This window comes from Planococcus wigleyi, from assembly GCF_014836985.1.
Taxonomy (GTDB): domain Bacteria; phylum Bacillota; class Bacilli; order Bacillales_A; family Planococcaceae; genus Planococcus; species Planococcus notacanthi.
The window spans coordinates 1-12,991 of record NZ_JACSPU010000007.1 but is presented as its reverse complement, the minus strand read 5'-3'; the positions used below and the strand labels follow the sequence as shown (position 1 = coordinate 12,991).

The window sequence follows — 12,991 nt, the reverse complement described above, 5'->3', positions numbered from 1 at the left end:
CCAATCCATTAAAAAGCACGGCAGCTGAAATTTCGCTGCCGTGCTTTTTGATGGGAAAGAAAAGGTATGCTACTTTCCAGAAGTCAGCTTAATCAACCGCTTTGTCAGAAATTGCCGCCATTCATCTGCAAGTTCTTCCGCTTCAAGCACTTTGACGATGCCATCAACATCTTTCGGGCGATGGAAATTGATTTCATTGGCATAGAGAACCGATACTTGTTGAGGATCTTTCGATACTAAACGGATGGTTGAATCGGCTCTGATTGTCCCTTCTTCCAGGACTCGGCATAAATATCCTGTATAGCCTGTCTTAACCATGTCTTTCAGCAGCGGCTTCATATCGAGCCGCTTGTCGATTGTATGGCAAGGAACTCTACCCTGCGTCACTTGAATAATGGCTTCTCCCACCTGAAAAATATCGCCAATGCAGACATCCTGCTCCAGCATATTCGTTACTGTCAGGTTTTCTCCAAAAGCAGCGTGGGGCAATTGTGTGCCGAAATGGCCATTCCAGTAATCATAATGTTCATAAGGATAAATGCAGACAGCGCGATCCGGTCCCCCATGGTGCTTCAGGTCCGCCACGCCATCTCCCTCGAAACCATCTTTGGTTAAATATACTTCTTCCACCTGTTTTTTTCGTATAGCCGTTTCCATAGTTTTGCCGTCTCCATAGACCATCTTTTCCGGCATGCCGACAGCAAGATTTTTTATGGCTGCTCTCTCCGAATTTGTCACATTCACCCCACCTTTTGTTTATACTAATGATTCTCATTTTCTTCCATTGTACGACGGCTTGTCAATCCTCCAAAATCTCTTTCAAAAACTTTTCCCGATGGTCCAGAAAATATTTAGTGATTCGGTAATGGTCTGTCATTTCATAATCGATTTCTTCAATGGAGCCGCCATCAAAGCTCAAGATTTTGGCATCCGGATAGCCAAGAAGAATAGGCGAATGGGTCGCGATGATGAACTGGCAATTTTCCTCATCAATCAAATCCTTCAATATTCGCAGAAACGTCAATTGCCGCTGCGGCGATAATGCTGCCTCGGGCTCGTCCAGCAAATACAGGGCACGGCCGTTAAAACGGTTCAAGAACAAAGACAGGAATGATTCACCGTGTGATTGTTCGTGCAAGGAACGGCCTCCATACGATTGGAAACCATCCCCGTCGATTTCTTCAAGATGTGTGGCAAAGTTGTAAAACGATTCCGCACGCATAAAGAACCCATTCGTGACTTTCGGCATCCAGGAAAGCCGGATATAGTCGCCCAATGCCGATTCAGCGGCATGGACTTCATAGGTATTATTGCGGCCTCCTCCAGCTGTATTAAAACCACATTTATCCGCTATGGCCTCGAGCAATGTAGACTTGCCCGAGCCATTCTCCCCTACAAAAAAAGTAATTGGATTGCTCAAATCCAGTTGATCCATAGTGCCGATCGAAGGAACAGTAAAAGGATACTGTCCATAATCGTCGATTTCTTCTTTCAATAAACTGATTCGATTCAAAAACATGGATGCACCTCCCTGGCTTCTTCCCTCAGATCTTTAAAAGAATGATCACAACCGCTAATTATTCATTACTGTTAATTTTTATTCATTGTCTCATATTATTTCCCAACTGCAAACAAAAATTCCACCTGATAAAAAAGGTCTGAACCATAATTGATTCAGACCACTGTATAACCGATTCCCGGTTGATCGCTCAAAACGATTTCGCCATTTTCTACTATGATTTCAGGCTCGATGATATCTTTCTCCCAGAAATGTCCGGAAGCTGAAAAATCACCAGGGTAGATGATTCCCGGCAACGATGCCAAAGCCAGATTATGGGCTTTGGAAACGCCGAATTCAATCATTCCCCCGACCCAGGTACCGATGGAATGGGTCCGGCACAGTTCGATCACTTTTAATGTTTCTGTCCATCCCCCAAGCCGGCTCATTTTCAAGACGATAATGTCGCCGGCTTCCCGGTCAATCATTTCCTGCATATCTTCCACAGAGGCAATGCTTTCATCCAAACAGATCTTCGTGTCCAGCTCTTTTTTCGCCTGTGCATGCAACTCCCATTGCCGTTCGCCAAAAGGCTGTTCAATCAGCGTAAAGCCGATATCGTCGAATGTTTTCAATCGTTCAACACTGTGTGTCTGGAAACTGCCATTGGCATCTGCAAAAAACAGGAGTTCCGGGTAAGCGGCAACAATCGTTTTCATTAAAGTACGATCTGTTTCAGGGTGTATCTTTATTTTTATTCGCCGGTAACCGGAGTTCACAGCTTGTGCCACCTGCTCTGCTATTTTTGAAGGGTCCGCAGCTACAACCACGCCTGCTGGAATCGATTGCCGGGAACCTCCCAGAAACTTCCACAATGGTTGTTGGTCCACTTTGGCGAACAAATCCCATACCGCCATTTCAACCGCCGCTTTAGCCATCCGGTTGCCTTTGAGCGTTTTGAACAACTCCCAAACTTCGCTCGGATGGCCGATGGTTTTACCGGCAAGAAGCGGCAGCAACGAATGCTCCAATACAAAACGGCAGCCTGTAATCGTCTCTTCTGTATACCAGGGCGTTTCGAAAGCCACGCATTCCCCGTAGCCGACATGCCCTTTATCACCGGTCACCGACACAATGATCACTTCACGCTCTTCCACTTGCTGCAGCACCGTTTTAAACGGTTTCCGCAGCGGTTGCCGCACCGTTTCCAACTGGATGTCCCGGATGGTTACAGCCATGTTCTCAACTCTCTTCTCAACAGCTTGTTGGAGGCATTACGGGGCAGCTCCTCAACAAACAGCAGCTGCTTTGGCACTTTATAAGAAGCGATCTGCTCGCGGCAATACACTAACAACTCATCCGCCGTCGCTTCTTTGTTCAACACCACGAACGCTACGGGAACTTCTCCCCATTTATCACTCGGCCCACCGCATACACCGGCTTCACGGACAGCGGGATGGGCCAGCAACACTTTTTCAATTTCAGCGGGATAGACATTTTCCCCACCTGAAACAATCAGGTCTGAACGGCGATCCACCACAAATAAAAACCCTTCATTATCTAAATAACCGATATCTCCGGTATGGAGCCAGCCGTCTTCCTGAACTTTCCGTTCAGCAAATTTGCCGATGTATCCAGGCGTGACTTGAGGACCGTGAATAAGGATTTCGCCTTTTTCTCCCGGTTCCTCTGTGCCATCAATTTTCACTTGATATAAAAACAGCGGTTTGCCGGAAGAGCCAATTTTTTGTTCGGCATCCGCTGATTGCAAAGTGGTGGTCTGAGAAGAGGTTTCCGTCATGCCGTATGTCTGCAGCACTGGAATTCCACATTTTTCTGCGCGATTGATGTAGGCGACCGGAATCGGTCCTCCTCCTGCAAGAATCGCTTTGAAACGGGGAGAAGCCGGCATTGCGGCTTCTTCCACATTTGCCAGAATACGCTCCAGCATCACCCCGACCATGGACATATACGTCACCGTGCCGTTGCAGATTTCCTCTGCACTGCGCTGGGCATCGAATTTTTCATACAACCGCACTCCCATACCGTAGATTAGCGATCTCATGAGAATCGAAAAACCGCTGATGTGGAACAGCGGGACTGAACAAAGCCAGACATCTTCAGGGGCAATTCCTATATTAAGCGCTGATGAAACTGCACTGGAGAAATGATTCTCGGCTGTCTGACGGACTCCTTTCGGGTTCCCAGTAGTACCCGAGGTATACATGATCGAAATGGTGCGGTCCTGTTGCCATTGTTTTTGCGGTTCGAATGCTGCCGGTTCCGTTTCATCCAATTGGCTGAACAAAATCACATTGGCTGCGTCTATTTTCTCCTTCAGGACATCAACCACCAATACATAATTTACCTGGGCATCTTCAATTTGATAGGCCAGTTCAGCTTTCGCCAAACGCTCATTCAACATGACCATCTCACAGCCTAAATGAAGGCAGCCGTACATGACAAAAACAAAATCAGGATTGGACTTGGCAAGGATGGCTACACGCGAATCGGCTTTAACGCCAAGTGCTGACAATTTGCCGGCATAAACAAGCGCCAGATCATTGATTTCTGAAAATGTCCATTGCCGCTCTTCGAATGACAAGGCCATACGGTCTCCACTCAAATAACTCCGCTGGCTCAACCAGTTCGGATACGTCATTTTAAAAAATCCTTTCTTCAAAAAAAGCTGTCCCCTGAGAGGACAGCTTTCAATTATTCGGTGATCAAGGGAAACGTGGGAATTGGCCAAAGTCCGGTTTGCGTTTTTCTTTGAACGCATCGCGGCCTTCTTTTGCTTCATCCGTTGTGTAGTACAACAATGTCGCGTCTCCAGCCATCTGCTGCAATCCGGCAAGGCCATCTGTATCTGCATTCATTGCCGCTTTAACGAAACGAAGAGCAGTTGGGCTCATTTCAAGCATTTCCTGGCACCATTGAACGGTCTCGTCTTCCAGCTGGTCCAGAGGAACCACTGTGTTGACTAAGCCCATATCCAATGCTTCCTGCGCATCGTATTGACGGCATAGGTACCAGATTTCACGTGCTTTCTTGTGTCCGATGATGCGTGCCAAGTAACCCGAACCATAGCCGGCATCAAATGAACCAACGCGCGGGCCAGTTTGGCCGAAACGTGCGTTATCAGCTGCGATCGTCAAGTCACATACTACGTGAAGGACATGTCCGCCGCCGATTGCATATCCTGCAACCATTGCGATGACCGGTTTTGGAATAACACGGATCAAACGCTGAAGGTCCAAGACGTTCAAACGCGGAATTTCATCTTCCCCTACATAGCCGCCATGTCCGCGTACGGATTGGTCTCCGCCTGAACAGAAAGCTTTTTCGCCTTCTCCTGTCAAAATGATGACGCCGACATCTGAATTATCGCGTGCACGTGAAAATGCATCGATCAATTCGTGAACCGTTTTTGGACGGAATGCATTGCGCACTTCCGGACGGTTGATGGTAATTTTAGCAATACCATTAAAAATTTCATACTTGATATCTTCATATGTACGTTCTGTAATCCACTCGCGTGTCATGATTTTCCTCCTTGATAGTTCAAACTTGAATACTCCCTTACTATTGTAGCAAATTCAGCAGGTTTTTCCACATGTATTGCATGCCCGCCTTCAATAGTTTTATGAACAGCATCCGGCAGCAGCTCAGCCATCTCTTCGGCGATTGCTCTAAACTTCCTATCCAACTGCCCTGTCACCAATAATACCGGTATTTCTAAGTTCTTCAGCCGCTCCCAGTAAGATTCCTGCGCACCTGTGCCCATCCCTTTCAAACTGTTTGCAAGGCCAATGGGATTCTGTGCCAACCTTTCTTCCCGGATAGCTTGTTTCACCGGCTCAGAGAGGGATTTCTGGCTGTTGAACAACGGAATGTTTTCCCAACGGTCAACAAAATTCGTTATTCCACCGGCAGCAATCCGCTGCGCCAGTCCTTCATCACGGGTCTGGCGTTTTTGCTGTTCTTCATCAGTCCGAAGCCCGGGAGACGCACTTTCCAACACCAATCCTTTAAGGCGTTCCGGAAAATTGCAGGCATAAGCAAGTGCGGTGCGTCCGCCCATCGAATAGCCGATAAGCGTCAATCCTTCCAAACCCAATTGGGCGAACAACACATCCAGGTCTTTCACCTGCCGTTGCATTCGATAATGCTCGATCTCTTCCGGACAATCCGTTTCGCCGTGGCCAATCAAGTCGATCAGAACGATTTTCACATCGTTCCATCCTTCAATGACAGGCTGCCAGCTTTTTGTGCTGCCGGTAAAACCATGCAAAAAGACAATCGTTTCCTGTTGGTCGGCATTGATTACCTCCACATGGTAGCTTACTCCATTAACGTCCAGTTTCATTGTGTTGCCAGCTCCTCATTAAAGCGGCTCCATAATTTGCGGTGCGTCACAACATTGTGCTGTCGGTCCGTAAACACTTCAATGATTTTTACGGCTTTATTTTTCGGCTGGTCCAATGCTTCCGCCAATTGCTCAGCCGTTTCCACCGCTGCATACTGTGCATCGTACATTTTCGCAGCATCACCAAAAGTCAGTCCTGTCGGCGTTCCGAACAAATCCTCAAAATGACGTTCTTCCTGAGACTGAGGCAAATAGGAGAAGATGCCCCCACCATCGTTGTTCATGATGACAATAGTCAGATCCGTTTTCTGCATTTTGGACGCAATCAGCCCATTCATATCATGCAGAAATGATAAATCACCGATAAACAGATAAGCCGGCCGCTGTTTCGCAGCCTGAACCCCGAATGCAGTTGAGACCACGCCGTCAATGCCGTTTGCTCCCCGGTTTGCATACACCATGACATCCCGCTCTGTCGCTTTAAAAAACGTATCGACGTCACGGATGGGCATGCTGCTGCCGACAATCAGATCGCAAGCTTCCAATCTGTCAAAAAATACTTTGGCCAAGACACCTTCGTCCAATTCTTCCTGGCAGTGGCGCTCGACAACTTCCCAGTAAAGGGCGGATGCTGCTGTCCATTTTTCACGGTAAGAGTTGGCATTTCCAGTGTCCATAGGCATTTTCCATAAACTATTCGCCGATGCCTGGATATGGTGCGTCACCACGGATTGGGCATCCCGCAACATGGGGCTTTCGTCAAAGACAATGTACTTTTCCGGTTTTGCTGCAGCTAAGAACAAAGTCAATGGCTTTGAAACCGGCTGCGGTCCGACGCGGATGACCACTTCAGGCACCACGTCTTCTTTAAATGCTTCACTTTTCAATAAAGCGTCGTAAGAATCGATAATAAAGTGTCTTGCTTCCGCAGGCACATTGCCCCGCAGATTCGACAGCGGATCCGCCAATACCGGCCAACCGAGATTTTGAATAAAGCCCCAGAATTCCTCCGGCATCGGTGCAGTCATTTCGCCGACAATCAGCAAGCCTTTTTCTTTTTTCACAAGGTCCTGCAGAAATGCCTGGCTATCAGCACTCAATGACATCTCACCGCCAAAATGAGCAATTTCACCAAGGCTTTCATACGCCTGTTCGAAATCAATACGCAATGGTTCGCGGAAAGGCACATTGATATGTACCGGGCCTTTTGGTTCGCTGCTGGCATTTCGGACAGAACGATGCAGATGGCGGGATAGGAACGCCAATTGATTTTCCGTTTCCGGCAATGGCAGATCCGTCGCCCATTTCACATGTGAGCCAAATAAATTAATTTGATTGATTGCTTGAGGAGCCCCTACTTCCCGCAGTTCATGCGGACGATCTGCCGTTACGACAATCAATGGAACCCGTGCATAATAGGCTTCGACGATTGCAGGAAAATAATTTGCTGCCGCCGTTCCGGATGTACATAACAACATCACCGGTTTGCCGGAAGCCTTCGCCATGCCCAGTGCAAAATAAGCTGCTGAACGTTCATCAATCTGCCGATAGACTGTCATCCCTTCCTGCTTCATACAGGCATAGGCAAGCGGCGTTGAACGGGATCCCGGACTGATAACCGCGTCCGTCACTCCCTGCTCGACCAGCGAATGGGTAAATGCGGATACGTACTCTGTTAATGCTTCACGACTCGTCACTCAATTGACCTCCCAATGCCCGAAGCATCGGTCTGAATTTAACCCATGTCTCGTCATACTCTGATTGCGGTGTAGAATCGGCTACAATTCCGCCTCCCGCATATAAATAAGCCTCTTTTCCATCCAATAAAGCCGAACGGATGGCAACAGCGAATTCACCGTCTCCTTTAGCGTCAATCCAGCCGACGGGCGCTGCATAATAGCCGCGGTTCAATGCCTCATACTCCCGGATCATCTCCATAGCTTCCAGTTTAGGCTCTCCACCAAGTGCTGGCGTCGGGTGGAGGGCTTCCACCAAATCAAACAAAGTAGCACCTGGATTTAAATTACCTTCCACCGGTGTAAATAAGTGCTGGATATCCCTGATCTTCATCAATTTCGGCAGTTTAGGGACACTTGCCTGACTGCAATAAGCTTCAAAAACCTCAGAAATCATATTGACCACGTATTGGTGTTCTCCACGGTTTTTGGGATCTGCCAGCAAAGCATTTCCCAGTTCCGTATCTTTCTCGACAGTTTTCCCGCGAGGCGTAGAGCCCGCCAAACAAGTGGAAAGTGCTTTTTTGTCTTCCACTTTCACTAGCCGTTCCGGTGTGGCCCCAAAGAAAAACTGCTCTTCTGCTTCAAGCCCGAAGAGGAAACTTTCGGGTTGTTCGTTGGATACCTGGTACAAGGCAGCCGTCGGCGAAAGTTTTTCATCGAACTCTAGCTTCAACGCACGTGCGATAACGACTTTCTCCACCTCTTCAGCTTTGATGGTGTCGGTGACTTGTTGAATGGAATGCAGGTATTCCTCTTTTCTCAATTCCAGATGGCCAATTGCCTGTGGCTTATCGTATTTGTCCACTTCGGATACTTGAGCTGCATGAATCAACTTGTCGCGCTCTTTGCGCAATGCCTCAAATTCGGCAAAGCTCTCATGTTGTTCAGTGATCAGATGAATGCTGACGTAAGCCTGCTCGCCTTTTAAAATAAGCTGGAAAGTCGGCACAGCGAAATAAGCTTGCGGGAAATTTGTCCATTCACTTTCCTTATCGTTTAACGGATCAAATGAAAATCCTCCAAACAGCACTGGCTGTACAGCATGCTCTTCATTGACGATTTGCCGGCATAAGCTCTTCCAATCAACTTTGATATTCTGAAACCGGCCTTGTGCCGCATCTGATGTCAAAACGTGGGCATGCCCGAGTCCAACAAGCGTAAAGGTCTTTTCACGATTTTGCCAATACATGCGCTTTCCTGCATGGCCGTCTCTGCCCGCTTCAAAAAAAGCTAACGCGGACATGCGGGTTACTTCGATTGTTTCCGTATAAAAGCGGTAGCCTTCGTAACGGCTTTCCGCAAATTGCTGGGTCGATGAATACGATTCTGAATTCACCTGATTACCTCCGTTTTAAACAATAGTTTAGTTTATTTCATTCAGTATTCTACTTTTTAATCTCTATCCTCTATCATACTCTTTTCTGCTAAAATCAGCACATCATATGCTGTATTTGCCTCTATTTTGAAGTACAATGAAGAGTGGAAAGAATTAAAGGAGAGATATACATGACACATTCACTACAGGCAGACAGCGGATGGCGCGTCTGGTGGCAGTTAACCCGTCCCCATACCTTAACCGCTTCCTTCGCTCCCGTTTTTCTGGGAACGATGATTGCTTTGCATTATTCTACGATCAACTGGACTTTATTTTTAGCTATGCTGATCGCAAGTTTATTGATTCAGGCAGCTACGAATATGTTCAATGAGTATTACGATTTCGCCCGTGGCTTAGATAACGAGAAATCTGTCGGCATCGGCGGCGCAATCGTACGGAACGGCGTCAAACCCAAAACCGTTCTGATGTTGGCATTGTTGCTTTACGTGATAGCCGGTGCAATCGGAATCTATATTTGTTCACAGACTACTTGGTGGCTATTAGTCGTAGGCGGAGTGGCAATGATGATCGGCTACCTTTATACAGGCGGACCTTATCCGATTGCCTATACCCCTTTCGGAGAACTCTTTTCCGGAGTCGTCATGGGCTACTTGATCGTCATCATCGCCTTCTATATTCAAACAGGCACCGTGACTCTGGAAGCATCTTTGCTTGCTGTTCCGAGTACTTTGTTGGTGGCAGCTATCATGATGTCCAATAATATCCGTGACATTGTGGGAGATGAAGAAAGCGGCCGTAAGACGCTGGCGATTTTAGTTAGAAGACCGGCAGCAGTCAATATTCTGATGTTTTTCTTTATTATTGCTTATGCATGGATTGTCATCCTAGTTATTTCAGGGACATTGACACCCTGGGCTTTACTGGTTTTTCTGAGCGTCCTCAAACCGGTTAAAGTTGTGCAGATCTTTAAACGCTATACGGAACCGTTACAAGTAATGCCGGCTATGAAGGATACAGGTAAAACAAATACATTTTTCGCATTTTTGCTGGGCATCGGTTTATTGATTGACTACCTACTATAATAGAAGGCTCAAAAGGGATTTCTTCGGAGATCCCTTTTTGTGTTTAAATTACACTTTGAAAAATCGATAGCCATACGATATAGTAGATAGATAATTCAGGAGATTCTAGTTTGGAGGGGAAGAAGCTGAAACCTGTCATTATCGGCATTTGCGCCGCATTTTTCTTCGCCTTTACGTTTGTATTGAACGCTATCATGGAAGCCGGCGGAGGCAGCTGGATTTGGAGTGCTTCTCTCCGCTTTATTTTTATGGTTCCTTTTTTGTTGGTTATTGTTCTTATGCGAGGCAATTTGAAACAATTGCTGCTGGAAATGAACAAAAATAAAAGAGCATGGGCGCTCTGGAGTTTTGTCGGATTTGGGTTGTTCTATGCCCCACTGTGTTTTGCCGCTGCCTATTCGCCGGGATGGTTAATAGCCGGTACATGGCAAATCACCATAATAGCAGGTACGCTGCTGGCTCCACTTTTTCTAATTACTCTACATACAAATAAAGGGCCCCTTCAAGTCAGGGGCCAAATCCCCATTAAGGGATTGCTGGTATCACTTATCATCGTGGCCGGTGTCAGCCTGATGCAGTTGGAACACATAGCTTCTGTTTCCTCAGCTTCAATATGGTTCGGTTTTCTTCCAGTTATACTCGCTGCCTTTGCCTATCCATTAGGAAATAGAAAGATGATGGAAGTGTGCGATGGCAGACTGGACGCTTATCAAAGAGTACTGGGAATGGCATTAGCGAGCCTTCCTTTTTGGTTCTTGCTGTCACTCTATGGCCTGTTTACAGTTGGTGGACCGACGGGATCGCAAAGCATCCAAACGCTGGTCGTGGCAATCAGTTCAGGAGTCATTGCCACCGTACTGTTTTTTAAAGCAACGGATCTGGTCAGAGGGAATATGCAAAAGTTGGCCGCAGTGGAAGCTACCCAATCTATGGAAGTTGTATTTGCCTTAATAGGGGAAATCCTTTTCTTGTCAATTGCATGGCCTTCTGCATTATCCTGGTGCGGCATCGTACTCGTCATGCTTGGGATGACGGTCCACAGCTACATTTCTGGACAAAAGAAAAAAAGTGTCATGCAACTGAATGCATGACACTTTTTATGATGACCCCTACGGGATTCGAACCCGTGTTACCGCCGTGAAAGGGCGGTGTCTTAACCGCTTGACCAAGGGGCCATATACTGGCGGAGAAGGAGGGATTTGAACCCTCGCGCCGGTTGCCCGACCTACACCCTTAGCAGGGGCGCCTCTTCAGCCACTTGAGTACTTCCCCAGTATGGCTCCGAAGGTAGGACTCGAACCTACGACCATCGCATTAACAGTGCGGTGCTCTACCACTGAGCTACTTCGGAATGGTGGGCCTAAATGGACTCGAACCATCGACCTCACGCTTATCAGGCGTGCGCTCTAACCAGCTGAGCTATAGGCCCATATGTATATAAAATGGAGCGGGTGAAGGGAATCGAACCCTCATCATCAGCTTGGAAGGCTGAGGTTTTACCACTAAACTACACCCGCAAAAAAATGGTGGGTCAGGACGGAATCGAACCGCCGACACTTAGAGCTTCAATCTAATGCTCTACCGACTGAGCTACTGACCCACAAATTCAGATAAAAATGGCGGTCCCGACCGGGATCGAACCGGCGATCTCCTGCGTGACAGGCAGGCATGTTAACCGCTACACCACGGGACCATTTGGTTGCGGGGGCAGGATTTGAACCTGCGACCTCCGGGTTATGAGCCCGACGAGCTACCGAACTGCTCTACCCCGCGATAATAAAATAAGTACTTATTTTCAAACAAAAACTTAAAAATAAATTGTCCACACATTTTAAAAATATGGAGGAGGAAGAGGGATTCGAACCCCCGCGGGATTTGACTCCCCTGTCGGTTTTCAAGACCGATCCCTTCAGCCAAACTTGGGTATTCCTCCGTGATAATAAATGGTGGACCTTGCAGGACTCGAACCTGCGACCGGACGGTTATGAGCCGTCTGCTCTAACCAACTGAGCTAAAGGTCCTAAAAAAGTGGCGGCAGAGGGGATCGAACCCCCGACCTTACGGGTATGAACCGTACGCTCTAGCCAGCTGAGCTACGCCGCCAGGATCTTTATTGTTATAGTTGGTGGAGCCTAGCGGGATCGAACCGCTGACCTCCTGCGTGCAAGGCAGGCGCTCTCCCAGCTGAGCTAAGGCCCCATTGTTTGGTCGGGAAGACAGGATTCGAACCTGCGACCCCTTGGTCCCAAACCAAGTGCTCTACCAAGCTGAGCTACTTCCCGAACTTGAGTTGCTGAGTGTAAAAATATGGCGCGCCCGAGAGGACTCGAACCTCTAACCGCTTGATTCGTAGTCAAGTACTCTATCCAATTGAGCTACGGGCGCCTATGGAGTTGTGCTCCGGTTTTTGCAAAAAAATGGTGCCGAGGACCGGAATCGAACCGGTACGGTAGTCACCTACCGCAGGATTTTAAGTCCTGTGCGTCTGCCAGTTCCGCCACCCCGGCTAAGGGTCGGCATTATGTGCAAAAAAATGGAGCGGAAGACGAGGTTCGAACTCGCGACCTCCACCTTGGCAAGGTGGCGTTCTACCACTGAACTACTTCCGCAAAAATGGTGCGGGTGAAGGGAGTCGAACCCCCACGCCCGAAGGCGCTAGATCCTAAGTCTAGTGCGTCTGCCAGTTCCGCCACACCCGCGTGGCAATAATGAAATTAAAATGGTGAGCCATGAAGGATTCGAACCTTCGACCCTCTGATTAAAAGTCAGATGCTCTACCAGCTGAGCTAATGGCTCATGTACATGAGTGGTGCCGGAGAAAGGACTTGAACCCTCAACCTACTGATTACAAGTCAGTTGCTCTACCAGTTGAGCTACTCCGGCGAAAGAGAAAAATGGTGGAGGATGACGGGATCGAACCGCCGACCCTCTGCTTGTAAGGCAGATGCTCTCCCAGCTGAGCTAATC

General features: G+C 47.8%; 10 protein-coding genes and 19 tRNA genes. 2 read left to right on the top strand and 27 right to left on the bottom strand.

Annotated elements, in window-relative coordinates:
- Positions 1–69: 69 nt before the first annotated feature.
- The 8 genes from H9630_RS16895 to H9630_RS16860 form a co-directional block, all read right to left on the bottom strand.
- Positions 70–693, bottom strand: a complete 624-nt coding sequence (locus H9630_RS16895; protein ID WP_191716752.1) for an MOSC domain-containing protein — start codon at positions 691–693, stop codon at positions 70–72.
- Between the two features lie 106 nt (positions 694–799).
- Positions 800–1,519 (bottom strand): AAA family ATPase, encoded by a 720-nt coding sequence (locus H9630_RS16890; protein WP_191716659.1) that lies wholly within the window; start codon positions 1,517–1,519, stop codon positions 800–802.
- Between the two features lie 155 nt (positions 1,520–1,674).
- Positions 1,675–2,736, bottom strand: coding sequence for an o-succinylbenzoate synthase (menC, locus tag H9630_RS16885; protein WP_191716658.1), 1,062 nt, complete (start codon positions 2,734–2,736; stop codon positions 1,675–1,677).
- Positions 2,727–4,160, bottom strand: a complete 1,434-nt coding sequence (locus tag H9630_RS16880; RefSeq protein WP_191716751.1) for an o-succinylbenzoate--CoA ligase — start codon at positions 4,158–4,160, stop codon at positions 2,727–2,729. The genes menC and H9630_RS16880 overlap by 10 nt, the downstream gene beginning before the upstream one ends.
- 64 nt (positions 4,161–4,224) lie before the next feature.
- Positions 4,225–5,043, bottom strand: coding sequence for a 1,4-dihydroxy-2-naphthoyl-CoA synthase (gene menB, locus H9630_RS16875; protein ID WP_191716657.1), 819 nt, complete (start codon positions 5,041–5,043; stop codon positions 4,225–4,227).
- A complete protein-coding gene (menH, locus tag H9630_RS16870) occupies positions 5,040–5,867 on the bottom strand; it encodes a 2-succinyl-6-hydroxy-2,4-cyclohexadiene-1-carboxylate synthase (protein WP_191716656.1) in 828 nt (275 codons plus the stop codon). Before menH ends, menB begins: the two co-directional genes overlap by 4 nt.
- Positions 5,864–7,564 (bottom strand): 2-succinyl-5-enolpyruvyl-6-hydroxy-3-cyclohexene-1-carboxylic-acid synthase, encoded by a 1,701-nt coding sequence (menD, locus tag H9630_RS16865; protein ID WP_191716655.1) that lies wholly within the window; start codon positions 7,562–7,564, stop codon positions 5,864–5,866. The genes menH and menD overlap by 4 nt, the downstream gene beginning before the upstream one ends.
- Positions 7,551–8,942 (bottom strand): isochorismate synthase, encoded by a 1,392-nt coding sequence (locus H9630_RS16860; protein ID WP_191716654.1) that lies wholly within the window; start codon positions 8,940–8,942, stop codon positions 7,551–7,553. The genes menD and H9630_RS16860 overlap by 14 nt, the downstream gene beginning before the upstream one ends.
- A 170-nt stretch (positions 8,943–9,112) precedes the next feature.
- Between H9630_RS16860 and H9630_RS16855 the strand changes: the two genes are divergently transcribed.
- Both H9630_RS16855 and H9630_RS16850 read left to right on the top strand, forming a co-directional pair.
- Complete coding sequence (locus H9630_RS16855) at positions 9,113–10,024, top strand: 1,4-dihydroxy-2-naphthoate polyprenyltransferase (protein WP_191716653.1); 912 nt, start codon at positions 9,113–9,115, stop codon at positions 10,022–10,024.
- A 125-nt stretch (positions 10,025–10,149) separates the two neighbouring features.
- Positions 10,150–11,115: a DMT family transporter gene (locus tag H9630_RS16850; protein WP_191716750.1), complete on the top strand. Its 966-nt coding sequence runs from the start codon at positions 10,150–10,152 to the stop codon at positions 11,113–11,115.
- A 12-nt stretch (positions 11,116–11,127) separates the two neighbouring features.
- On the opposite strand, the gene H9630_RS16845 is transcribed toward H9630_RS16850, so the two are convergent.
- From H9630_RS16845 to H9630_RS16755, 19 genes are all read right to left on the bottom strand, one after another.
- Positions 11,128–11,199, bottom strand: a tRNA-Glu gene (locus H9630_RS16845).
- 6 nt (positions 11,200–11,205) lie between these two features.
- Positions 11,206–11,296 (bottom strand) — tRNA-Ser (locus tag H9630_RS16840).
- 4 nt (positions 11,297–11,300) lie between these two features.
- A tRNA-Asn gene (locus H9630_RS16835) sits at positions 11,301–11,375 on the bottom strand.
- Between the two features lies 1 nt (position 11,376).
- A tRNA-Ile gene (locus tag H9630_RS16830) sits at positions 11,377–11,453 on the bottom strand.
- Positions 11,454–11,467: 14 nt separating this feature from the next.
- Positions 11,468–11,541: transfer RNA gene (locus H9630_RS16825), tRNA-Gly, on the bottom strand.
- Positions 11,542–11,548: 7 nt separating this feature from the next.
- Positions 11,549–11,624, bottom strand: a tRNA-Phe gene (locus tag H9630_RS16820).
- A gap of 17 nt (positions 11,625–11,641) precedes the next feature.
- Positions 11,642–11,717, bottom strand: a tRNA-Asp gene (locus H9630_RS16815).
- 3 nt (positions 11,718–11,720) lie between these two features.
- Positions 11,721–11,797, bottom strand: a tRNA-Met gene (locus tag H9630_RS16810).
- Between the two features lie 67 nt (positions 11,798–11,864).
- A tRNA-Ser gene (locus tag H9630_RS16805) sits at positions 11,865–11,957 on the bottom strand.
- 11 nt (positions 11,958–11,968) lie between these two features.
- Positions 11,969–12,045 (bottom strand) — tRNA-Ile (locus H9630_RS16800).
- An 8-nt stretch (positions 12,046–12,053) separates the two neighbouring features.
- Positions 12,054–12,127, bottom strand: a tRNA-Met gene (locus H9630_RS16795).
- 20 nt (positions 12,128–12,147) lie between these two features.
- Positions 12,148–12,223 (bottom strand) — tRNA-Ala (locus H9630_RS16790).
- 6 nt (positions 12,224–12,229) lie between these two features.
- Positions 12,230–12,306: transfer RNA gene (locus tag H9630_RS16785), tRNA-Pro, on the bottom strand.
- A gap of 26 nt (positions 12,307–12,332) precedes the next feature.
- Positions 12,333–12,409, bottom strand: a tRNA-Arg gene (locus H9630_RS16780).
- 33 nt (positions 12,410–12,442) lie between these two features.
- Positions 12,443–12,531: transfer RNA gene (locus tag H9630_RS16775), tRNA-Leu, on the bottom strand.
- A gap of 27 nt (positions 12,532–12,558) precedes the next feature.
- Positions 12,559–12,633: transfer RNA gene (locus H9630_RS16770), tRNA-Gly, on the bottom strand.
- A gap of 5 nt (positions 12,634–12,638) precedes the next feature.
- Positions 12,639–12,723: transfer RNA gene (locus tag H9630_RS16765), tRNA-Leu, on the bottom strand.
- A 21-nt stretch (positions 12,724–12,744) separates the two neighbouring features.
- A tRNA-Lys gene (locus H9630_RS16760) sits at positions 12,745–12,820 on the bottom strand.
- An 11-nt stretch (positions 12,821–12,831) separates the two neighbouring features.
- Positions 12,832–12,907 (bottom strand) — tRNA-Thr (locus H9630_RS16755).
- Positions 12,908–12,991 lie beyond the last annotated feature (84 nt).

Excerpts from the sequence above, each read along its gene's own strand:
- H9630_RS16880 (WP_191716751.1), bottom strand. The coding sequence starts at position 4,160 with ATGACGTATCCGAACTGGTTGAGCCAGCGGAGTTATTTGAGTGGAGAC.
- H9630_RS16855 (WP_191716653.1), top strand. The coding sequence starts at position 9,113 with ATGACACATTCACTACAGGCAGACAGCGGATGGCGCGTCTGGTGGCAG.
- menH (WP_191716656.1), bottom strand. The coding sequence starts at position 5,867 with ATGAAACTGGACGTTAATGGAGTAAGCTACCATGTGGAGGTAATCAAT.
- H9630_RS16890 (WP_191716659.1), bottom strand. The coding sequence starts at position 1,519 with ATGTTTTTGAATCGAATCAGTTTATTGAAAGAAGAAATCGACGATTAT.
- menC (WP_191716658.1), bottom strand. The coding sequence starts at position 2,736 with ATGGCTGTAACCATCCGGGACATCCAGTTGGAAACGGTGCGGCAACCG.
- H9630_RS16895 (WP_191716752.1), bottom strand. The coding sequence starts at position 693 with ATGCCGGAAAAGATGGTCTATGGAGACGGCAAAACTATGGAAACGGCT.
- menB (WP_191716657.1), bottom strand. The coding sequence starts at position 5,043 with ATGACACGCGAGTGGATTACAGAACGTACATATGAAGATATCAAGTAT.